This is a genomic window from Dietzia lutea, assembly GCF_003096075.1.
GTDB lineage: Bacteria > Actinomycetota > Actinomycetes > Mycobacteriales > Mycobacteriaceae > Dietzia > Dietzia lutea.
Genome location: NZ_CP015449.1, coordinates 2,012,871 through 2,034,778, shown reverse-complemented (window position 1 = coordinate 2,034,778; position 21,908 = coordinate 2,012,871). Strand labels below are relative to the sequence as shown.

The 21,908-nt window shown below is 72.2% G+C and carries 18 protein-coding genes, 3 tRNA genes and 1 pseudogene; 15 read left to right on the top strand and 7 right to left on the bottom strand.

Translation table 11 applies throughout. The annotated features are described in order from the left end of the window. Positions 1-14: 14 nt before the first annotated feature. Positions 15-1,028, top strand: coding sequence for a ketol-acid reductoisomerase (gene ilvC / locus A6035_RS09295; protein WP_108847557.1), 1,014 nt, complete (start codon positions 15-17; stop codon positions 1,026-1,028). 77 nt (positions 1,029-1,105) lie between these two features. Then, positions 1,106-2,761: a hypothetical protein gene (locus A6035_RS09290; protein WP_108847556.1), complete on the top strand. Its 1,656-nt coding sequence runs from the start codon at positions 1,106-1,108 to the stop codon at positions 2,759-2,761. Between the two features lie 40 nt (positions 2,762-2,801). Here A6035_RS09290 and A6035_RS09285 read toward each other — a convergent pair whose 3' ends face one another. Then, the gene (locus A6035_RS09285; RefSeq protein WP_244192400.1) at positions 2,802-4,286 is read right to left on the bottom strand and encodes a phytoene desaturase family protein; all 1,485 of its coding nucleotides are present in this window, start codon (positions 4,284-4,286) and stop codon (positions 2,802-2,804) included. Further along, complete coding sequence (locus tag A6035_RS09280) at positions 4,283-4,819, bottom strand: hypothetical protein (RefSeq protein ID WP_244192399.1); 537 nt, start codon at positions 4,817-4,819, stop codon at positions 4,283-4,285. Before A6035_RS09280 ends, A6035_RS09285 begins: the two co-directional genes overlap by 4 nt. Positions 4,820-5,103: 284 nt before the next feature. On the opposite strand from A6035_RS09280, the gene serA reads away from it, so the two are divergent. The 5 genes from serA to A6035_RS09255 all read left to right on the top strand — a co-directional run bounded on the left by serA (position 5,104) and on the right by A6035_RS09255 (position 11,241). Continuing rightward, positions 5,104-6,696: a phosphoglycerate dehydrogenase gene (gene serA / locus A6035_RS09275; protein WP_108847554.1), complete on the top strand. Its 1,593-nt coding sequence runs from the start codon at positions 5,104-5,106 to the stop codon at positions 6,694-6,696. Positions 6,697-6,722: 26 nt separating this feature from the next. Beyond that, positions 6,723-7,742 carry a 3-isopropylmalate dehydrogenase gene (locus tag A6035_RS09270; protein ID WP_108847553.1) on the top strand — a complete coding sequence of 340 codons (1,020 nt, stop codon included), beginning with the start codon at positions 6,723-6,725 and terminating at the stop codon, positions 7,740-7,742. A 113-nt stretch (positions 7,743-7,855) separates the two neighbouring features. After that, entirely contained in the window at positions 7,856-9,718 is a 1,863-nt protein-coding gene (locus tag A6035_RS09265; protein ID WP_108847552.1) for a DUF294 nucleotidyltransferase-like domain-containing protein, read from the top strand. Positions 9,719-9,771: 53 nt separating this feature from the next. Beyond that, a complete protein-coding gene (locus A6035_RS09260) occupies positions 9,772-10,437 on the top strand; it encodes an exonuclease domain-containing protein (protein WP_235026597.1) in 666 nt (221 codons plus the stop codon). 9 nt (positions 10,438-10,446) lie between these two features. Next, positions 10,447-11,241 carry a fumarylacetoacetate hydrolase family protein gene (locus tag A6035_RS09255; protein WP_108847550.1) on the top strand — a complete coding sequence of 265 codons (795 nt, stop codon included), beginning with the start codon at positions 10,447-10,449 and terminating at the stop codon, positions 11,239-11,241. A gap of 36 nt (positions 11,242-11,277) precedes the next feature. Here the strand turns inward: A6035_RS09255 and A6035_RS09250 are convergent, their stop codons facing one another. Beyond that, positions 11,278-12,408 (bottom strand): isochorismate synthase, encoded by a 1,131-nt coding sequence (locus A6035_RS09250; RefSeq protein WP_108847549.1) that lies wholly within the window; start codon positions 12,406-12,408, stop codon positions 11,278-11,280. 128 nt (positions 12,409-12,536) lie between these two features. On the opposite strand from A6035_RS09250, the gene gltX reads away from it, so the two are divergent. The 3 genes from gltX (at position 12,537) to A6035_RS09235 (ending at position 14,367) form a co-directional block, all read left to right on the top strand. Further along, positions 12,537-14,021, top strand: coding sequence for a glutamate--tRNA ligase (gene gltX, locus A6035_RS09245; RefSeq protein ID WP_108847548.1), 1,485 nt, complete (start codon positions 12,537-12,539; stop codon positions 14,019-14,021). Between the two features lie 148 nt (positions 14,022-14,169). Further along, positions 14,170-14,241 (top strand) — tRNA-Gln (locus A6035_RS09240). A gap of 53 nt (positions 14,242-14,294) precedes the next feature. Further along, a tRNA-Glu gene (locus A6035_RS09235) sits at positions 14,295-14,367 on the top strand. 62 nt (positions 14,368-14,429) lie between these two features. Here A6035_RS09235 and A6035_RS09230 read toward each other — a convergent pair. The 3 genes and pseudogenes from A6035_RS09230 to A6035_RS09220 all read right to left on the bottom strand — a co-directional run. Then, positions 14,430-14,843 (bottom strand): annotated as a pseudogene (locus A6035_RS09230) (acyl-CoA thioesterase); the annotation flags it as partial. 189 nt (positions 14,844-15,032) lie between these two features. Then, positions 15,033-16,622, bottom strand: coding sequence for an MDR family MFS transporter (locus A6035_RS09225; protein WP_108847547.1), 1,590 nt, complete (start codon positions 16,620-16,622; stop codon positions 15,033-15,035). Then, the gene (locus tag A6035_RS09220; protein ID WP_108847546.1) at positions 16,615-17,355 is read right to left on the bottom strand and encodes a TetR/AcrR family transcriptional regulator; all 741 of its coding nucleotides are present in this window, start codon (positions 17,353-17,355) and stop codon (positions 16,615-16,617) included. The genes A6035_RS09225 and A6035_RS09220 overlap by 8 nt, the downstream gene beginning before the upstream one ends. Before the next feature lie 119 nt (positions 17,356-17,474). Here A6035_RS09220 and A6035_RS09215 point away from each other — a divergent pair. Together A6035_RS09215 and A6035_RS09210 are read left to right on the top strand one after the other, a co-directional pair. Continuing rightward, a tRNA-Glu gene (locus tag A6035_RS09215) sits at positions 17,475-17,550 on the top strand. A 71-nt stretch (positions 17,551-17,621) separates the two neighbouring features. Continuing rightward, positions 17,622-18,476 carry an ABC transporter substrate-binding protein gene (locus tag A6035_RS09210; protein ID WP_108847545.1) on the top strand — a complete coding sequence of 285 codons (855 nt, stop codon included), beginning with the start codon at positions 17,622-17,624 and terminating at the stop codon, positions 18,474-18,476. A 27-nt stretch (positions 18,477-18,503) separates the two neighbouring features. Here A6035_RS09210 and A6035_RS09205 read toward each other — a convergent pair whose 3' ends face one another. After that, positions 18,504-19,205 (bottom strand): IclR family transcriptional regulator, encoded by a 702-nt coding sequence (locus A6035_RS09205; RefSeq protein ID WP_108847544.1) that lies wholly within the window; start codon positions 19,203-19,205, stop codon positions 18,504-18,506. A gap of 69 nt (positions 19,206-19,274) precedes the next feature. On the opposite strand from A6035_RS09205, the gene leuC reads away from it, so the two are divergent. The 3 genes from leuC (at position 19,275) to A6035_RS09190 (ending at position 21,861) form a co-directional block, all read left to right on the top strand. Next, on the top strand, positions 19,275-20,741 hold the full coding sequence (gene leuC, locus A6035_RS09200) for a 3-isopropylmalate dehydratase large subunit (protein WP_108847543.1): 1,467 nt from the start codon (positions 19,275-19,277) through the stop codon (positions 20,739-20,741). A 6-nt stretch (positions 20,742-20,747) separates the two neighbouring features. Further along, positions 20,748-21,344 carry a 3-isopropylmalate dehydratase small subunit gene (gene leuD / locus A6035_RS09195; RefSeq protein ID WP_108847542.1) on the top strand — a complete coding sequence of 199 codons (597 nt, stop codon included), beginning with the start codon at positions 20,748-20,750 and terminating at the stop codon, positions 21,342-21,344. A 136-nt stretch (positions 21,345-21,480) separates the two neighbouring features. Continuing rightward, a complete protein-coding gene (locus A6035_RS09190; protein WP_108847541.1) occupies positions 21,481-21,861 on the top strand; it encodes an HU family DNA-binding protein in 381 nt (126 codons plus the stop codon). Positions 21,862-21,908: the final 47 nt, after the last annotated feature.

Below are 21,908 nucleotides of genomic sequence, written 5' to 3'. Positions count from 1 at the left end.
GAAGGGAATCCACCATGGCAGTGGAGATGTTCTACGACGATTCGGCGGACCTGTCGCTGATCCAGGGCCGCAAGGTCGCCGTCATCGGCTACGGCTCGCAGGGCCACGCGCACTCGCTGAGCCTGCGCGACTCCGGTGTGGAGGTCGTGATCGGCCTGCGCGAGGGCTCCAAGTCCCGCGAGAAGGCCGAGGAGGCCGGCCTCAAGGTCATGACCGCGTCCGAGGCCGCCAAGTGGGCCGACGTCGTCATGCTGCTCGCCCCCGACACCTCGCAGGCGCAGATCTACGCCGACGACATCGAGCCCAACCTGAACGACGGCGACGCGCTGTTCTTCGGCCACGGCCTCAACATCCACTTCGGCCTCATCAAGCCGGCCGAGAACATCACCATCGCGATGGTCGCCCCCAAGGGGCCCGGCCACCTCGTGCGCCGTCAGTTCGTCGACGGCAAGGGCGTCCCGGCGCTCATCGCCGTGCAGCAGGACCCCAAGGGCGAGGGCGAGGCGCTCGCGCTGTCCTACGCCAAGGCGATCGGCGGCACGCGTGCCGGTGTCATCAAGACCACCTTCAAGGACGAGACCGAGACCGACCTGTTCGGTGAGCAGGCTGTGCTGTGCGGCGGCACCGAGGAGCTCGTCAAAACGGGCTTCGAGGTCATGGTCGAGGCCGGGTACGAGCCCGAGCTGGCCTACTTCGAGGTGCTCCACGAGCTCAAGCTCATCGTGGACCTGATGTACGAGGGCGGCATCGCCCGCATGAACTACTCGGTGTCCGACACCGCGGAGTTCGGCGGCTATCTCTCCGGCCCGCGCGTGATCGACGCCGGCACCAAGGAGCGCATGAAGGAGATCCTCGCGGACATCCAGAACGGCGAGTTCACCAAGCGCCTCGTGGCCAACGTCGAGGGCGGCAACAAGGAGCTCGAGCAGCTGCGCAAGGAGAACGCGGAGCACCCGATCGAGGTCACCGGCCAGAAGCTGCGCGACCTCATGAGCTGGGTCGACCGTCCCATCACGGAGACCGCCTGAGTGTCGCTGAAGCATCTCGTGTGAGGTCCCTGTAGGGTCCACCGGGATCGTTTCCCGACAGCTGTAGGAGGACCGCCGTGCGTCACATCAACCGAGGTGTGGGTGCGGCGGTCCTCGCCATTTCCCTGGCCGCCACGACGGTGGCCTGCGGGTCGACGGAGGACGGTGACGCCCCCGGGATGCGGGCGGTGGAGGCGGACGGCGTCCGGGTCGCCGCCGACGCCGACGGCTCGGGGGTGGAGGCCACGCGACTGCTGGTGGAGTCCGCGCCGGTGGTCGTGGTGGCCGCGCCGGACGAGGCGGCCCAGGCCGCGGCGGCGTCGGTCGCCGTGGGCCTGCGCGCCCCGATGCTCACCGCCGTTCCGGGCGGCGAGGCGGGCCTGGCCGACGAGGTGTCGCGGCTCGGCGCCGAGCGGGTGCTCCGGGTCGGCGCGGTGTCCTTCGGATACGACGACGGCGAGGTGGTCGATTCCCCGACCGACCGGCCGGGACTCGAGGAGCTGACCGGCATCAGCTTCGATTCCGAGGTGGAGGTCCCCGGCGACCGGATCGACGACGTCACGGTCCACCAGTCGCCCGGCGCGCCGGCGCTGATGACGGTCGGCGGCACGGACGCCGCGGGCGGCGGAACGGATACCGCCGGAGGCGACGCGGACAGCGACGACGGCTCGGGTGCGGCGGAGCCGTTCGAGCCGGGCGCACCCGCGTGGGACGGCGACGACGCCCCGAGCGTGCTCGTCCACGACCGGACCCCCGTCGCGTCGATAGCGACGGCCGTGGCCGCCGGCGCGGCGGTGTCCCACCTGCGGGCGCCGGATCCCCGGGTCGACGGCGGGTCGGTCGAGGCCGTGCGCGACGCCGACGCGGTCTACGCACTCGGTCCCGGGTGGGGCACCGAGCAGCAGCTCGGAGACCGCGTCGAGACCGCCCGGACGGTGCCCGAGCTCCCGGGCGGCGGGCAGCTGATGTTCCCGGGGCGGCGGTTCGTCGCGGCCTACGGGTCGCCGATCACCCCGGCGCTGGGCATCCTCGGCGAGCAGGGGCCCGCCGAGAGCGTGGCGCGCGTGCAGACCCTGGTCGACCAGTATCAGCCGTTCTCGCCGGAACCGGTGATCCCGGCGTTCGAGATCATCGGCACGGTCGCCGCGGGCGGGCCCGGCGCGGACGGGAACTTCACCAACGAGTGGCCGCCGGAGGTGTTCGTCCCGATGGTCGACGCGATCACCGACGCTGGTGGCTACGCGGTGATCGACCTGCAGCCGGGGATGGCCGACATGGTCGACCAGGCCAGGATCTTCGAGGACCTGCTCCGGCGGCCCGGCGTGGGGTTGGCGCTGGACCCCGAGTGGAAGCTGGAGCCGGGGCAGCAGCCGGGCGCGCAGATCGGGTCGGTGGACGCGGAGGAGATCAACCGGGTGATCCACTGGCTGGCGGACCTCACCCGCGACAGCGGGGGGCCTCAGAAGCTGCTCATCCTCCACCAGTTCAGCATGGCGATGATCACCAACCGGGACCAGATAGACACCTCCCGACCCGAGGTGGCGATCGCCCTGCACGCCGACGGACACGGGACGCCGGGGCTGAAGATGGAGACGTGGGACGTCCTGCGCAGCGGGCTCTCTCCCGACATCTGGATGGCCTGGAAGAACTTCTACGACGAGGACACGCCCACGTTCACGCCCGAGCAGACGATGGCCGTGCGGCCGCGCCCGTGGTTCGTGTCCTACCAGTGACCCGGCAGGCCTCCGCGAGGTGACGTCGCCGGCGGCGTGATCAGCGGCCGAGGATCCGGTTCGCCACGTGTCGGCCGGCCATCCCGTGCACGCCGGGCCCGGGCGGGGTGGAGCCCGAGGCGTGCCAGATCCCGGGGACGGGCGTGGCGAACGGGTCGACCCGCGGCACCGGGCGGGCGATGAGCCCCCGCAGGTCCACCCGTCCCGCCGCGATGTCCCCGCCTGCGTTGTTGGCGTTGTGCTCGGCCATCCGGTCCGCGGGCGTGGAGTGCGCGGCCAGCACGACGTCGCGCACGCCGGGCGCGACCTCCTCCAGCGCGGCGAGCACCTGCTCGGTCTGATCGCGGCCGGAGAAGGCGGGGACGTGGGCGTACGTCCACAGAGGCCGCCGGCCGTCCGGGGCGATGCGGCCCGGGTCGGTCACCCACGGCTGCGAGACGAGGATCATCGGACGCTCGGCGTGGCGACCGGCGGCCACCTCGCGCTCGGCGACGGCGAGCGCGTGCGAGTCCCCGCCCAGGTGCACGGTGCCCGCGCGGGCGAGGCGCTCGTCCCGCCACGGCACGGGGCCGGACAGGACGAGGTCGACCTTCGCGGCCGCACCGCCGACCGGCGCCTCCAGCAGCTTCCGCGCCCGGCGGGCCACGGCGGGCGACGGCGAGGACGCCAGCAGGATCTCACCGAGGATCCGGGACGAGGTGTTGAACACCACGTCCCGGGCGTCGAGCCGCGCCAGCGAGTCGACGGTGACGCCCGTGTGGATCTCGCCGCCGGCGTCACGCACGGCGTCGGCGAGGGCCGCGGTGATCGCGCCGCTGCCGCCGACGGGCAGACCCCATCCGCGCGGGGAGTGCAGCAGCGCGCCCAGGACGAGCCCGACGCCGGTCGCGGCCGGGGACGTCAGGGGAGTGATGGCGTGGGACGCGATGCCGGACAGCAGCGTCCGGCCGTCCGGGCCGAGCGGGTCGGCGACCCCGCCGCGGGGGTGGGCCCGCAGGAAGGCGCCGGCGAGCGCCGCCGTCGCCGCTACGGGCGGGATCGAGCGCTGATCGGACAGGGCGGCCGCGACCGCGTCCTCGGCGCGGCGGCCGACCGGACCCATCACGCTCCACCAGCGGTCGGCCTCCTCGCGCGAGCCCAGCCCCTCGGCGAGGGTGGCGGGGGAGGGGTCGGACGGCACGACGATCGCGTCCCGACCCGGCAGGGCGTGCCCGAGCTGTACCGGGGGCGTGGCCAGCTCGACACCGTGGGCCGCGAGATCGAACTCGCGGAAGAACGGTGAGGCCCCCGCCATCGGATGCACGGCCGAACAGGGGTCCACCAGCAGACCGTCGGCGAGGTCGTCCGGGATGTCGCCGGCGGCGTCGGACATCGGGAGGGTCCGGCAGCCGCCGCCGACCGTGTCCTGCGCCTCGAGGACAACGACCTTCCGCCCGGCACGGGCGCACATGACGGCCGCGGCCAGACCGCTCGGGCCCGAGCCCACCACGATGACGTCCGCGCGCACGGTTCCCGCGGCGCTCACCCGAAGACCGCCAGACCGTAGGTGCGGCGCAACTGCTCCAGCAACTCCTCCTGCGCCCGGGCCTGTCCGGCGAGACCCCGCAGGAGCCGGCCCGTGTCGTGGACGCCGACCTCGTCGTCGTCGCCTCCGGTCCCCGCACCGTCGCGCCGGGCTCCGGCACCGTCACCGCCGGGCGCCGGGTCGTCGGCGACCCACGACGCCGCGAGCAGCTCCCACATCGAGCGCTTGGCCACCACCAGGGTGCGGAGCGTCTCCAGCACGGCGAGCCGCGCCAACGGATCGCGCAACACCGGCCCCACGGGTAACGCGGAAAGCGTCACCACGGACGACGCCCGGAGCAGACCGCGACCCGGCGCGCCCCACGGCGACAGGCGCCGCAGCAGCGCGGCGGCGATGTCGATCTCCCGGTCGAACTCCGCGCGCAGCGGTACCAACCGCACGCGGTCGGCCGGCTCCACGGCGCTGATACAGCGGTCGAGGAGGCTGCGACCCACGGCCGCGCCGTACAGGTGCGCCCGCAGATACGTCGCCACCGCCGTCGCTCCGCGCGCCGGCGCCACCACCGGCAACCACGGGTCAGGGAAACGGACCGGGGGCGGTGTCGACCGGGGGCTGCGGGGCATCGGGGCTCCGTTCATCGCGCGGCGGTGTGCTCGTCGGTGCGCCGGTGCCACGACGGTGGCAGCGGATCGACCGTAACCGTCAGCCCGGACTCCCCGCCACGGTAGGCGTCCCGGGCCGCACCGGCCACTGGTCGGCGTCGGTGACAGGTGCCCTAGACTGGCCGTGCCCATTTTGACACCGAGGAGATCCCACTGTGACAGCATCCGGACGTCCCGTCGTCCTCATCGCCGACAAGCTCGCCCAGTCGACCGTCGACGCGCTCGGCGACGCCGTGGAGGTCCGCTGGGTCGACGGCCCGGATCGTCCCAAGCTCCTCGAGGCCGTCGCCGACGCCGACGCCCTGCTCGTGCGCTCCGCGACGACCGTCGACGCCGAGGTGCTCGCCGCGGCGCCGAACCTCAAGATCGTAGGCCGCGCCGGGGTGGGCCTGGACAACGTCGAGATCCCCGCCGCCACCGAGCGCGGCGTCATGGTGGTCAACGCGCCCACCTCCAACATCCACTCGGCCGCCGAGCACGCGGTGTCGCTGCTCATGGCCGCCTGCCGTCAGATCCCCGCCGCCGACCGGACGCTGCGCGAGCACACCTGGAAGCGAAGCTCCTTCAACGGCGTCGAGCTGCTCGGCAAGACCGTCGGCGTCGTGGGCCTGGGCCGCATCGGGCAGCTCGTGGCCCAGCGCCTGGCGGCGTTCGAGACCCACATCATCGCCTACGACCCCTACCTGCCGGCCGCCCGCGCGGCGCAGCTGGGCATCGAGCTGGTCGACATCGACGAGCTGGTCTCCCGCGCAGACATCATCACGATGCACCTGCCCAAGACCAAGGAGACCGCCGGCCTGTTCGACGCCGAGCGTCTCGCCCGCGCCAAGGACGGCGTCGTGATCGTCAACGCCGCCCGCGGCGGCCTCATCGTCGAGGACGCCCTCGTCGACGCCCTGAAGTCCGGCAAGGTCCGCGCCGCCGCGCTCGACGTGTTCGACACCGAGCCGTGCACCGACTCGCCGCTGTTCGAGCTCGAGAACACCGTCGTCACCCCGCACCTGGGCGCCTCCACCGCCGAGGCCCAGGACCGCGCCGGCACCGACGTCGCGCGCAGCGTCCTGTTGGCCCTACGCGGTGAGTTCGTGCCCGACGCCGTCAACGTCTCCGGCGGCCCGGTCGGCGACGAGGTCGCCCCGTGGCTCGACCTCGTCCGCAAGGTCGGCCTCATCGCCGGCCACCTGTGCCCGGGCGTGCCCACCACCGTCAACGTCGAGGTCGCCGGCGAGCTCGCCGCCGAGCAGGTCGACGTCCTCGGCCTGGCCGCCCTGCGCGGCCTGTTCTCCGCCATCACCGACGAGCCGGCCACGTTCGTCAACGTCGGCCAGATGGCCGAGCAGCGCGGCGTCACGCACTCGGTCGAGACCCGCAGCGAGTCCAAGTCCTACCGCAGCACCGTCACCGTCACGGCCGTCGCCGCCGACGGTTCCACCGGGAAGGTCACCGGGACCCTCTCGGGCCTGGACCAGGTGCAGAAGATCGTCCGGATCAACGAGCGCGGCTTCGATCTGCGCGCCCAGGGTCAGAACCTCTTCGTCCACTACTCGGACCGCCCGGGTGTGCTCGGCAAGGTGGGTTCGATCCTCGGCGGCGAGGGCATCGACATCCAGGCCGCCGCCCTGAGCCAGGACGCCACGGGTGAGGGCGCGTCGCTCATCCTGCGCGTGGACCGTGCGGTCGCCGAGCCGACGATCGACCGGATCGTCTCCGACCTGGGCGCCACCGCCACCCAGATCAACCTCGACTGACGAGCAGCAAAGGAACCCACACCGTCATGAAGCTCGCAGTCATCCCCGGCGACGGCATCGGCGTCGAGGTCACCGCCGAGGCGCTCAAGGTCCTCCACGCGCTGGTGCCCGACGTCTCCACGACCGAGTACGACCTCGGTGCCCGCCGTTACCTGCGCAACGGCGAGACCCTCACCGACGCCGACATCGCCAGCCTCAAGGAGCACGACGCCATCCTGCTGGGCGCCATCGGCGACCCGCGCTCCGTGCCGGCCGGCGTGCTCGAACGCGGCATGCTGCTGCCGCTGCGGTTCGCGCTCGACCACCACGTCAACCTCCGGCCCTCGCGGCTCTTCCCCGGTTCGGCCACCCCGCTGAAGAACCCCGGCGAGATCGACTTCGTGGTGGTGCGCGAGGGCACCGAGGGCCTCTACACCGGTAACGGCGGCGCGATCCGCGTCGGCACCCCACAGGAGATCGGGACCGAGACGTCGGTCAACACCCGCTTCGGCGTGGAGCGCGTCGTCCGCGACGCGTTCGCCCGCGCGCAGGCCCGCCGCGGCAAGCTCACGCTGGTCCACAAGACCAACGTGCTGGTCAACGCCGGCGGACTGTGGCAGCGGACGGTCGACGAGGTCGCGCCCGAGTTCCCCGCTGTCGAGGTGGACTACTGTCACATCGACGCCGCGACCATCTACATGGTGACCGACCCCGCGCGCTTCGACGTGATCGTCACCGACAACCTCTTCGGCGACATCATCACCGACCTCGCCGCCGCAGTCACCGGCGGGATTGGCACCGCGGCGTCCGGCAACATCGACGCCTCCGGCACCAACCCGTCGATGTTCGAGCCCGTCCACGGCTCGGCCCCGGACATCGCCGGCCAGGGCAAGGCCGACCCGACCGCGGCCATCCTGTCCGTGGCCCTGCTCCTGCGCCACCTCGGCAAGGAGGAGGTGGCCGCGCGCGTCGAGGCCGCCGTCGAGGCCGACCTCGGCTCGCGCGGCGACGCGCCCGTCGTCACCTCCGAGGTGGGCGACCGGATCGTCGCCGCGGTCAGCGCCTAGCCCGGACCGCCTCGCCGGCGACGGCACGCCGGGACCCGTTCCACCCCGCGGCCCGCGGGTGTGAATCGCGTGAAGCGATCACACCGCGGGCCGCTGGCGTCCACAGTGGAGGCGTGGACGTGGAACTGGCCGAGGTGCGCGACTTCCTCGCCCGCTGCGCGCCGTTCGACGGGTTGCCGTCGGAGCAACTCGACCGGTTGCCCGCCCTGCTGTCCCAGCGGTACCACCGCCGCGGCTCCGTGATCATCGAGCCGGGGACGCCGAACGACTGCCTGCACATCATCCGTACGGGAGCCGTCGAGGTGTGCGACCCCGACGGCACCCTGCTGGACGCGCGCGACGAGGGCGACTGCTTCGGCTACTCGACGCTCACCGAGTCCCGCCTGTCGCGCTACCTCATGGTCGCCTCGGCGGACACCCTGCTCCTCGAGATGCCCCGCGAGGTGTTCGACGAGCTGGCCGACGGGCATCCTGCCCTGCGCGCCTTCTTCGGTGCACGCAGCGACCGCATCCGCCAGGATCTGGCTTCCGCCCGCGTCGCCGCGTCCGGCGGAGACGCCCTCGGCACGCCGGTGGGAGAACTGCTCACGCGGGACGCGGTCACCGTGGGACCCGACACCCCCATCCGGGAGGCCGCACAGGTCATGACGAGGGAGCGGGTGTCGGCGCTCGTGGTGGTCGAGGTCGGGCGCGTGGTGGGGATCTTCACCGACCGCGATCTCCGCGCGAAGGTCGTCGCCGTCGGCGGGGACCCCGAGGCCCCGGTCTCGACCATCATGACCCGCGACCCGGTGACGGTGGACGCCCGCACGCGGGCGTTCGACGCCACGCTGCTCCAGATTGACCGCGGGGTCCACCATCTACCGGTGTGCCAGGACGGGGCGCCGATGGGGATGGTCACCACGGGCGACCTGCTCCGGCTCGCCCAGGCCGACCCCGTCTACCTCGCCGCGCGGATCTCCCGCGCCCCGGACGCCGACACGGTCGCCCGGCTGGCGGAACGGCTTTTGCCGCTGATCGGTGAATTCGTGCGGCGCGGGACCGCACCCCAGGACATCGGGCGCGTCATCACCGCCACCGCCGACGCCGCCACCCGGAGACTGATCGCCCTGGCCGAGGCCGACCTCGGTCCGGCGCCCGCCGCCTACTGCTGGGTCGGTCTCGGCTCGCAGGCCCGCGGGGAACTCGGTGCCTCCAGCGACCAGGACAACGCCCTGATCCTCGACGACGCCGCCGACACGGTCCCGGGCGCCCACGACTACTTCGCCGCACTCGCCGACCGGGTCTGCGACGGCCTGGACCGGGCGGGCTTCCCGCGCTGCCCGGGCGGCGTGATGGCGAGCAACCCGCAGTGGCGGCGCACCGCGTCCGACTGGGAACGGCGGGTGCGGGACTGGGTGGGCGCGCCCGACCCCGACGCCGTCCTGCACAGCCAGGTGTTCTTCGACATCCGCGCCGTCCACGGGTCCGAGCGCCTGGTGGACCGGGTCCGCCGCGAGATGCTCTCCAGGTCCCGGGGGAGCCGGCGGTTCCTCGCCCACCTCGCCCGGATCGCCTGCGACTGGCAACCGCCCCTCGGGTTCTTCCGGGGCCTCGTGGTCGCGCGCCGGGGGGAGTACCGCAACACGCTGGACATCAAGGCGGGCGGCATCGCGCCCGTCGTCCAGATCGCCCGGCTGCACGCGCTGTCGGCCGGGCTACCGGAGGTCTCCACACTGGGCCGGCTCGAGGCCGCGGCGGCCGCCGGGGTGATCGCCCGGACGGACGCCGAGAACCTCTCCGGCGCTATCCGATTCCTCAGGGGTCTGGCCTACCGGCACCACGCGCGCCAGATTGCCGAGGGGCTCGAGTTGGACAACCACGTCGACCCGTCGACCCTCGGCACGATGGACCGCCACCGCCTGCGGGCGGCGTTCCGCATCATCGCGGCCGCACAGTCCGCGTTGGCCATCCAGTACCGGGTCGGGCAGATGTGACGGGTCGGGGCAGACTGACGACGGCCGCCCGCCGGCGACGCGCGGCGCGCCGGGTGCCCGACGGCCCGCTCGGCACCTTCCTGCGGACACCGCCGCCGGGCCCCGGCACCCCGCTCGACGAGGCGCGGCTGCTGGCCGTGGACGTGGAGACGACGGGCCTCGACCCGCGACGGGACCGGGTCGTGTCGGTGGGATTCGTCCCGGTCGACGGGGACCGGATCGTGCTGGGCGGGGCCGGGTCGATGCTCCTGCGGCCGGACGACCGGTCGGGTGACGACGGCGGTGTGGGCCAGAGCGCCACCGTGCACGGCCTCACCGACGACGACGTGGCGCACGGGGCGGGGGTCGCGGAGGTGCTCGACCGGGTGCTCACCGCCCTGACCGGGCGTACCCTGCTGGCGCACTACAGCACGATCGAGGTGGACTTCCTCGGCGCGCTGTGTCAGCGCGTGTACGGCGTGCGCCCGCCGCTGGAGGCCGTCGACACCCTCGAGCTGCAGCGACGGATACTCGGCGGAGGGATCGACATGGGGTTCACGGCGGATCCCTCGCCCGACGAGCTGCGCCTGTGGGGCGCCCGGGGACGCTACGGGCTGCCCCGGTACCGCGCGCACGACGCGGCCGTCGACGCGCTCGCCTGCGCCGAGTTGTACCTCGCCCAGGTGGCCGAGCTCCGCGACCGTGGGGCGCGGGTTCTGCGTGACCTCCGTACGCCCTAGGATCGCGGTATGCGTCTCGCCCGTATCGCCCATCCGCAGGGGTTCGCCTTCGTCGAGGTCCGTGGGGACGTCGCCGACCCCACCTCCCTGACCTGTGCCGAGATCTCCGAGCACCCGTTCGGCACCCCCGAGTTCACCGGACGGGAGTGGCCGCTGGCCGACGTCCGACTCCTCGCGCCCATCCTGGCGTCGAAGATCGTGTGTGTCGGCAAGAACTACGCCGACCACGCCGAGGAGATGGGTTCGCAGGCCCCCGCCGAGCCGTTGATCTTCCTCAAGCCCAACACCTCGGTCGTAGGCCCCGAGGCCGCCATCGCGTACCCGCCGAGCTCCGAGCGGGTCGACCACGAGGGCGAGCTCGCCGTCGTGATCGGGCAGCCGTGCCGCGACGTCGCCGCCGCCCGTGCGCACGAGGTCATCCTGGGCTACACCTGCGCGAACGACGTCACCGCGCGCGACCAGCAGCTCTCGGACGGACAGTGGACGCGGGGCAAGGGCTACGACACCTTCTGCCCGCTCGGTCCGTGGATCGTCACCGACCTCGACCCGAACGGTCTCGACGTCCGCACCACCGTCACGCACGAGGACGGGACCCGCGAGCTGCGCCAGGACGGCAACACCTCGCAGTTCATGCACACCGTCGGCGAGATCATCGAGTACGTCAGCCGGGTCATGACCCTGCTGCCCGGGGACGTCATCCTCACCGGCACCCCGGCCGGCGTCGGGTCGATGCTGCCCGGGGACCGCGTCACCGTGGAGATCGAGGGCATCGGTGCTCTGACCAACCCGGTCGTCGACAGGTAGCCACCCCGCGTGCCGCCGGGCTCGGCCCCCGGCGGCCTATGCGGCGCCGACCGCCCGCAGGACGGTCCGCAGCTTGGCGCCGGTCTCCGCGACCTCGTCGTCGGGCTGCGAGTCGGCCACGAGCCCGCCCCCGGCCCAGGCGACAGCCCCGGCGCGGTCCGCGTCGATCTCGACGCACCGGATGGTGACCATCCACTCGCCGTCTCCGCCGGCGTCGGACCAGCCGACCGCGCCCGCGTAGAAGCCCCGGTCGCCCTCGATCCCCGCGATGAGGCGGCGGGCCGCGTCCGTCGGCGTCCCGCACACCGCAGGCGTGGGGTGGACGGCCAGGGTCAGATCCAAAGCGGTGGTCCTGGGGTCGGCGATGCGCCCTCGGATCCGGGTCCCGAGGTGCCACATCTCCCGGGTCGAGGTCAACGACGGGTGCTCGGGGATCTCGAGGTCGGTGCACAACGGCCCGAGCGACCGGGCCAGCGAGTCCACGACGAAGGCGTGCTCGGAGGCGTCCTTTCCGGAGGCCCGCAGCGCGCGGCCCGCGGCCTGGTCGGCGGCGGGATCGGCGGAACGGGGCGCGGACCCGGCCAACGGGTGGCACTCCACCAGGTCACCCCGGCGACGGACGAGCAACTCGGGACTGGACCCCACCAGGACGCGGCCCGAGTAGCGACCGCCGGCGGGGGAGAGGTCGACGAGGTACCCGTCGGCCGAGGGGCTCGAGTCGATGAGGGCGGCGCACACCGCGTGGGGATCGATCGGCTCCTCCGCCGCCAGGCGCACCGCCCGGGCGAGGACCACCTTGTCGAGTTCGCCCGCGCGCACGCCCGCGATCGCGGTCGCGACACGCGCCCGGTGCTCCGCCGCCGTGGGCATCTCTTCGGCGATGTGGGCGCGAGTCCGCATCGCGCGGAAATACGCAGGCGGCTCGAGCGGGCCGTCGGTGCGCACCACGACGTCGGGCTCCACGAGCGCGGCCGGTGCGTCCGGCTCGAAACCGATCGCACCCACCACGAGGCCGCAGGAGCCCGAACGCAGGGCCAGTGCGGCGTCGGCGGGATCGGTGAACGAGGCGAGCGCGCCCTGCGTGCGCAGCGAGCCGGTCGCCCGCGAGAGCAGGAAGTCCGGGGCGGTGACGGGACGCCCGACGTCGGGGTGGAGCCCTGACGCCACGGCTCGCCTCCCTCGACTCGGTCCGGTCCGTGGGGCGCCGTCCTGGAGGCGCCGGCCACGGGTACCCGCTGATCCTAGGCCGGTCCTCGACGGGGGTGCGAGCCGGGACCGTCACTAGGATGGGCCCCATGACAGCCTCCGATGTCCGCGTCCGCTTCTGTCCGTCGCCCACCGGCACACCTCACGTGGGGCTCGTGCGCACGGCACTGTTCAACTGGGCGCACGCCCGGCACACGGGTGGGACGTTCGTGTTCCGGATCGAGGACACCGACGCCGCGCGCGACTCCGAGGAGTCCTACCAGGCGATCCTCGACGCGCTGCGGTGGCTCGGCCTGGACTGGGACGAGGGACCCGAGGTCGGCGGTCCGTACGCGCCGTACCGCCAGTCGGAGCGGCGAGATCTGCACCTCGACGTGGTGCGCCGGCTCGTCGAGGCGGGGGAGGCCTACGAGTCCTTCTCCACCCCCGAGGAGGTCGAGGCCCGGCACCGGGCGGCCGGACGCGACCCCAAGCTCGGCTACGACGGATACGACCGCGACCTCACCGAGGAGCAGAAGCAGGCCTTCCGCGACGAGGGCCGCGGAGCTGTGATCCGCTTGCGGATGCCGGACGAGGACCTGTCCTGGGACGACCTCGTCCGCGGTGAGACGACGTTCAAGGCCGGCACGGTCCCCGACTTCGCGCTCACCCGCGCCAACGGGATCCCGCTCTACACGCTGGTCAACCCCGTCGACGACGCCCTGATGAAGATCACTCACGTCCTGCGCGGCGAGGACCTGCTCAGCTCCACCCCGCGGCAGATCGCCCTGTACCGCGCCCTCGAGCGCATCGGCGTGGCCGACGATGTGCCCGAGTTCGGTCACCTGCCGTTCGTCATGGGCGAGGGCAACAAGAAGCTCTCGAAGCGCGATCCCGAGTCGGACCTCTTCCTGCACCGCGACCGCGGCATGCTGCCCGAGGGCCTGCTCAACTACCTGGCGCTGCTCGGGTGGGGCCTGTCGGACGACCGTGACGTGTTCTCGCTGCAGGAGATGGTCGACGCCTTCGACGTCCGCCAGGTCAACGCGAACCCGGCCCGCTTCGACCAGAAGAAGGCCGACGCGATCAACGCCGAACACATCCGTCAGCTGTCGGCCGACGAGTTCGCGCGTCGTCTGCGCGAGTACCTCGTCGCCCACCCGGCCCAGGACGGACTCACGCTGCCGGCGGACTTCGACGAGCAGCGGTGGGCGGTCGTGGCCGAGTTGCTGCAGACCCGCATCGTGGTCCTGTCGGACGCCTGGAATCTCATCCGCTTCCTGCTGGTGGACGAGTCGGAGTTCACGGTGGACCCGCAGTCCGCGGCCAAGATCCTCAAGCCTGAGTCGCGTGAGGTCGTCGACGCGGCGATCGCCGTCCTCGACTCTCTCGAGGAGTGGACGACGCCCGCCATCGAGGCAGCACTGTCCGGGGCGCTGGTCGACGGTCTGGGCATCAAGCCGCGCAAGGCCTACGGCCCGGTGCGGGTGGCGGCGACGGGCTCGCATATCTCGCCCCCGCTGTTCGAGTCCATCGAGCTGCTCGGCCGCGAGGCGACCCTGTCCCGTCTCCGCTCGGCGCCGGTCGCCGACTGATGAGAGCGGCCGCGCCGGTCGTCAGGTGACGGGCGCGGCCGGGTCCGCCCTCGGAAACAAGGACTCTGACCAGGCGATTTGTTATTCACCCACAGAGGTTTGGTAGTCTCTTCGAGGTCGCCGAAGAGCGGCGGACAAGTGAAAATAGTGGCCTATGGTGTAATTGGCAACACAGCTGATTCTGGTTCAGTCGTTCTAGGTTCGAGTCCTGGTAGGCCAGCGGAGCACTCCACGCGAGTGCTCACAGCGGATCCCCTGCGGATCCGTGTCCTAGCCCCCGTCGTCTAGCGGCCTAGGACGCCGCCCTCTCACGGCGGTAGCGTGGGTTCGAATCCCATCGGGGGTACAACATGAAGACGCCCGGAGCACATCGCTCCGGGCGTCTTCCGCATTTCGGGCGGTCATCGCTCAGCTCGGGGCGGGCGCCCGCCTCGCGGACCGTCCCCGTGCCCGCAGCCGGATGAGGTCCCGTGCGTGTGCGTCCAGGGCGGCGCAGACGGTGAGGCAGTGCGTGCTGAGCGTGCGGGCGGACGAGGTGGCCGGCCCGGAGCGCACGTGCACGGAGACGTGCATGGTCTCGTGGCCGGTGTGGAGGAGGCGGGCCTCCACCTCCACCACGTCCCCGATCCGCACCGGGTGGTAGAAGCGCACCCCGCCGGCGTACACGGAGTTGCACGGGGTCCCCGACCACTGGGCCGCACACAGGTTCGCCGCGTCGTCGATCCACGACATGATCCGTCCGCCGTGGGCGTTGCCTCCCCAGTTGACGTCCGAGGGGGCGGCCAGGAACCGCAGCACGGTCTGGTGGGAGGCGGTGCGGTCGGGAGCGGTGAGGTGCGGCGTGGTCACACGTCGGACGCTAGTGACGCCGCGTGACGGGGCCGTGTGTCGTGCGTACGGATCCCGTGTCGGACTCCTCACCCCCGCGCCGGCGCGCGGTGAGCGCGGGCACGGGGGTGAGGGCGGCGGACCGCGGCGGGGAGCGCACCGATGGGTGCGCCTCGGGGACGGTCAGTCGACCGTCTCCTTGAGGGTGTCCTCGCGGACGAACAGCAGCAGCACGGTCGCGACGAGGATGAGCGGGACGACCATGTGGTAGATCGGCACCAGGGCGTCGTTGTACGCCCCGACGATCGCGTCGTGCAGGGGGCCCGGCAGCCCGGCGAGGATCTCCGGGCTCATGGAGTTGGCTCCCGAGCCGTGGGCGAAGGTCTCGGCGAGCCGTGCGCCCTCGGGTCCGAGCTGGGCCGCCGCGGCGGGGATGCGCTCGCCCATGAGGTCGGCGAGCCGGCTGACGAACAGCGAGCCGACGATGGCCGAACCCATGGTCCCGCCGATCTGGCGGAAGAAGTTGTTCGACGCGGTCGCGGTGCCGACCACCGAGATGGGGAACGCGTTCTGGACGATCAGCACGAGCAGCTGCATGCACAGGCCCAGTCCGAAACCGAACACGAAGAGCACCACGCCGAGGTGGACGAGGGTGTCACCGGCCTGCAGCGAGCCGATGAGCCAGAGCCCGACGCCCATGATGAGCGTGCCGGCGACGGGATACCACTTGTAGCGGCCGGTGCGGCTCACGATGTTGCCGACGACGATGGAGGTGCCCATCATGCCGATCATCATGGGGATCATCATGAGGCCGGCCGCGGTGGGCCCGAGACCGTGGACCATCTGGATGTAGGTGGGCAGGTAGGCCATGCACCCGAACATCGCGACGCCGATCAGGAGCCCGGCGGCGGTGGAGACCGAGAAGTTGCGCTCGGCGAACAGCGTCATCGGGATCAGCGGGTGCGGGGAGCGACGCTCGACCTGTACGAAGGCCACGGCGCACACGAGGAACAGCGCGCCCATGCCGAGGATGACCGGGTCGGTCCAGTCGTAGCGGTTGCCGCCCCACGAGGAGATGAGGATGAGCGCGGTGGTGCCGACGGCCATGAGCAGCGTGCCGGGCCAGTCGGTGCGGCGTCCGCTGCCGCGGTTGGGCAGGCGCAGCCAGACGACGGCCACGACGAGGGCGATCAGGCACACGGGGAGGTTGAACCACAGCGCCCACCTCCAGCCGGGCCCCTCGGTGAAGAATCCGCCGAGCAGCGGGCCGAGGACGGAGGACAGCCCGAAGACGGCGCCCATGACGCCCATGTAGCGGCCGCGCTGCCGGGCGGGGACGACGTCGGCGACGATCGCCTGGGACAGGACCATGAGGCCGCCGCCGCCGAGTCCTTGGACCGCGCGTGCGGCGATGAGCAGATCGATGTTCCACGCCAGCGCGCCGAGGAGGGAGCCGGCGGAGAACAGCAGGATGGCCGTGACGAAGAGGGGTTTGCGCCCGATCTGGTCCCCGAGCTTGCCGTACACGGGCAGGCCGATCGTCATGGTGAGCAGGTAGACGGTGATGACCCAGCTCATGCGGTCGACGCCGCCGAGGTCGGCGACGATCGTCGGCAGTGCGGTGGCGAAGATCATCTGCCCCAGGGACACGATGAGCATCCCCAGCAGCAGCGAGGTGAACACCAGCGGGACGTTGTGCGTCGTCGGCGCCGGGGCGGGGGAGCGGTCGGCACCGGGCGGTGCCGCGGTGGTGCGGATGTCTGTCTCACTCATGCGGGGTCCCGTCGGTGGAGGAGTCGTGGGCGCAGGGCTCGCCGACGAGCACGGCGAGCTGCCGCAGGGCGGTGGCACAGTCGGCGTGGAGGTCGGCGAAGGTGGCGGAGTCCCGGTTCAGCCAGGTGGCCATGCCGAGGTTGCCCGAGGCGGCGACGAGCGCGACGCACGCGCGTGCCTCGGCCTCGGCGCTCACTCCGGGCAGGCGGCGCAGCCGCGGGTGCTGGTCGAGGTGGCAGGAGACGAGGTCCACGAGTTCGAGCTGGAACCGGTACGAGGCGGTCATCCGCGCGGCGCCGAGTTGCGGCTCGGCCCGGAAGATGTCGCGCCGACGTTGGACGAGCGTGGCGGTCTGCTCGCGGTCCGCGATGCGGGTGGCGGCGAAGCCGGCGAGGAAGACGCGCATCACCGCGCCGGGGACGTCCGGATCGACCCGGTCGAGGAACTCCTCGCGCTCGGTCTCGGGGACGTCCTGCGGGGTGGCGCCGATGACCGCGGCCTCCTTGGAGGCGACGTAGTTGAAGAACGTCCGCTTGGAGACTTCGGCGGCCGCGCAGATCTGGTCGACCGTCACCGCGTCGTACCCGTGCTCGAGGACCAGCGCGGTGGCGGCGTCCTCGATGGCGAGGAGCGTCGCGCGGCGCTTGCGGTCGCGCAGGGAGTCGTCGCGTGGGGCGTCCGCACTCGGGGACGCGTCGTGGGCCTGCAGGGAGGCGTCGGGGGGAGAGCTCACAGAGGAAGCCTAACGGAATAAGTAGACCGAGTGCATCTTTGTACCGGGTGAAGTCCGCCACGCGCACCGATTTGGTTCCGCGTCCACCTGTCGGCTACTGTGGTGGAGCAGCAAGCAAGGCCCCCGTCGTCTAGCGGCCTAGGACGCCGCCCTCTCACGGCGGTAGCGTGGGTTCGAATCCCATCGGGGGTACCAGGCAGACGTCCCGGTTCGTCACTGACGAGCCGGGACGTTCCGCATTTCGGGGGTCGTGCGAAGATCACCGCGTGACCTCGCGCCGTGACCTGTTCCGCCTCGCCGCGGGGGCCGGCCTGTCCCTCACCGCCCTCGGTGCGTGCGGCGCGGAGAAGGGGGCGACGACGACGAGTCCGTCCGCCACCCCGACGGACCCGCTGGCCCCTCCGAAACCGGTCCGGACACCCACGCCGGACGCGCCGCCGCGGCGTCTCCTCGCGCTCTCCTCGGCGGATCTCGACGTCCTGCACGCTCTCGACCGCGAGCCGGAGGCCGCGTGGGCGGTCGACGGCACGGGCCCGCGGCCGTGGCGTGGGCGGCCCGCCCCGCCGCGTCCCGAGTGGGACGGCCCGGGCCTGCCCGATCTGCGGTCACTGCTGCCGTTCGGCGTCGACGCCTTCGTCCTGGCCGCGGCGGACGTCACCGGCGACCAGCTACGCGGGTACGAGCGCCTGGCGACCGTGATCGTCGACCCGCAGGGGCGACCGGGCTGGCGGGACCACCTCGACCTCGTGGCCGACGCCCTCGACCGCGATCCCGGACCGGCGGCCGCCACCGCCGAGGAGGCGCTCGACGCGTGGACCCGGGGTCAGCGGCGGCTCGGGGTCGAGGCCCTCGCCGTCGTCGTCGGCACCGGCGCCCGGCCCGACACCCCCGTCGCCACCCTCGCGGCGGACTCGCCGCTCGGCGCGGAGATCCGCGCCCTGGATTTCGAGGTGGACGCCCGGGCCGAGCCCCGGCCGTATCGGGCGCTGCGGCGTCCGGGCGTCCAGGTGGTGCGGGTCGACCCCCGCGACGACGACCTCGTGGCGGCCGTGCGACAGCCCAGCGTCACGAGCCTGCCGTGGGCGCTGGACAGGCTCGTCCGCGGGCGACGGCCCGCCTGAGGGCCGGCCGCGTGCCGACGGGCCGCCCTACAGCCGATTGTGGATCGCGTCGGCCGCGGCGAGCAGGTCGGCGGCCCACTTCACGCCCGGTCGTCGGCCGATGCGGTCCACCGGCCCGGAGACCGAGATCGCCGCGACCACGGTTCCCGTCGAGTCCCGGATGGGCGCGGAGATCGAGGCCACGCCCGCCTCCCGCTCGGCGACGGACTGCGCCCAGCCGCGCCGGCGGACCTCCGCCAGCTGGCGTTCGGTGTACGTGGCGTCGGTCAGCAGCGTGCGCTGCGTGGCCGGGTCGGCCCACGCCGCGAGGACCTTGGCCCCCGAACCGCGGCTCATGGGCAGGACTGCGCCGACGGGCACCGTGTCCCGCAGGCCGGTCGGCGGCTCGGCCGAGGCCACGCAGATTCGACGATCGCCGTCCCGGCGGTAGACCTGAACGCTCTCCTCGGTGATCTCCCGCAACCGCGGCAGCACCGTGGAGGCGGCGTCGGCGAGGGAGTCGGAGACGTGCGCCGCGAGCTTGGCCAGGCCGGGCCCGAGGCTCCACACCCCGGCGTCGTCGCGGGACAGCAGTTGATGGATCTCCAGCCCCACGGCGAGGCGGTGCGCGGTGGCGCGCGGCAGTCCCGTCCGCTCGCAGAGGTCGGCCAGGACGCAGGGCTGTTCGGCCACCGCGTGCAGCACCGTCATCGCTTTGTCGAGGACCCCGATCCCGCTATACTGTCTCACAGTTCGACTATATCGTCCTACATGGTGAGAAACCATCAGAGGCTCATCCGGGACGTGACTGGAGGCGTGATGACTGAGACCGTGACCGGCGGAACGCGACCGCGGACCCTGGCCGAGAAGGTCTGGGATGACCACGTGGTGGTCAGCGGAGAGGGCGAGGGCGAGTCCCGGGGGCCCGACCTCATCTTCATCGACCTCCACCTCATCCACGAGGTCACCAGCCCCCAGGCGTTCGACGGACTCCGCCTGGCCGGCCGTCAGCTCCGCCGCCCGGACCTCACCCTGGCCACCGAGGACCACAACGTGCCGACCGACATCGTCGGCGGCGCCGTCAACCTCATCGCCGACCGGACCTCGCGCGTCCAGATCGAGACCCTGCGCCGCAACTGCGAGGAGTTCGGGGTCCGGCTGTACCCGATGGGCGACCTCGACCAGGGGATCGTCCACGTCGTGGGCCCCCAGCTGGGCCTGACCCAGCCGGGCATGACGGTGGTGTGCGGCGACTCGCACACGTCCACCCACGGGGCGTTCGGGTCCATCGCCATGGGCATCGGCACCTCCGAGGTCGAGCACGTCATGGCCACCCAGACGCTCAGCCTGCGGCCGTTCAAGACGATGGCGGTGACCGTCACCGGCGAGCTGCAGCCCGGCGTCACGGGCAAGGACCTCATCCTCGCCGTCATCGCCCAGATCGGCACCGGCGGGGGACAGGGCTACATCATCGAGTACCGCGGCGAGGCCATCGAGAAGCTCTCGATGGAGGCCCGGATGACCGTCTGCAACATGAGCATCGAGGCCGGCGCGCGGGCGGGCATGATCGCGCCCGACCAGACGACCTACGACTACCTGCGCGGCCGTCCGCACGCGCCCACGGGCGACGAGTGGGACGAGGCCGTGCGGTACTGGGACAGCCTGCGCACCGACGACGACGCGGTCTTCGACACCGAGGTCGTGATCGACGGCTCCGCGCTCACCCCGTTCGTCACCTGGGGCACCAACCCCGGCCAGGGCGTCCCGCTGGGCGCGTCCGTCCCGAACCCGGACTCGTTCACGGACGAGAGCGCGCGCATCGCCGCCGAGAGCGCCCTGGAGTACATGGACCTGCGGGCCGGCACCCCCATGCGCGAGGTGCCCGTCGACGTCGTGTTCGTCGGGTCGTGCACCAACGGCCGCATCGAGGACCTGCGCACCGTCGCCGAGGTCATCGACGGGCAGAGGATCGCCGACGGCGTCCGGATGCTCGTCGTGCCGGGTTCCATGCGGGTGCGCGAGCAGGCCGAGCAGGAGGGCCTGGACCGGGTGTTCACCGAGTTCGGCGCCGAATGGCGCCAGCCCGGCTGCTCCATGTGCCTGGGCATGAACCCCGACTCGCTGCTGCCCGGCCAGCGGTGCGCGTCGACCTCAAACCGCAACTTCGAGGGACGTCAGGGCAAGGGTGCGCGCACCCACCTGGTCAGCCCGTCGGTCGCCGCGGCCACCGCGGTGCTCGGGCACCTCGCCTCGCCCGTCGATCTCGAGCCCGCGAAGGGGGCCTGACACCTCATGGAGCCGATCACCACCCACACCGGCATCGGCGCCCCGCTGCGCCGCTCCAACGTGGACACCGACCAGATCATCCCCGCCGAGTACCTCAAGCGCGTCACGCGCACGGGTTTCGAGGACGGGCTGTTCTCCTCCTGGCGCGCCAACGAGCCGGACTTCGTCCTCAACCGTGCGCCGTACGACCGCGCCTCCGTCCTGGTCGCCGGACCGGACTTCGGAACCGGCTCGTCGCGCGAGCACGCCGTGTGGGCGCTCATGGACTTCGGCTTCCGCGTGGTCGTCTCGTCCCGCTTCGCCGACATCTTCCGCGGCAACTCGGGTAAGTCCGGTCTCGTGGCCGCTCAGGTCGAACAGGAGAACGTCGAGCTCCTGTGGAAGGTGATGGACGAGCGACCGGGTATCGAGCTCACCGTGGATCTGGTCGCCCGCACGATCACCGCGGGTGAAATCACCGTGCCGTTCGACATCGACGACTACACGCGCTGGCGGCTCATGGAGGGGCTCGACGACATCGGCCTCACGCTGCGGCGTGCCGACGATATCGAGGCGTTCGAAAGCCGGCGGCCGGCGTTCAAACCGGTCACCACACCCCGCTGATCGACGCGCGTCAAAAATGTTCCGGAGTCACCTCCGAGTTGACCGCCGTCCGGCCCAGCCGTGTGAGTATGCTTATATTCATTCCGTGCGGTTGCGGAAACCGCGCACGCATACTCACCCGAAGGGGGATCCCCACGTGAACAAAGCCGACCTGATCGCCGAGCTGGCGGACCGGATGGGCGGAGACCACCAGCTCGCCACCGAGGCGCTGGAGAACACCCTCGACATCATCGTGCGGACGGTGGCGTCCGGGGAATCCATCACCATCATGGGCTTCGGCATCTTCGAGAAGAAGGCACGTGCGGCCCGCGTCGCGCGCAACCCCCACACCGGCGAGTCCATCCCGGTCCCGCCGACCTACTCGCCGGTGTTCCGGCCGGGTCAGTACTTCAAGTCCGTCATCCAGGGCACCGAGACGCTGCCCGAGGGGCGGCTCGCCGCCAAGCGGTCGAGTTCGCACCAGTCGTTCGGTGGCCTGCACACCAACGGCGTCGGCCTCCGCGACAAGGTCAGCTGAGCCGCTCGGCCTCGGTCGGCTGGCTCGGCCCCGGCCGCACCCGGGTG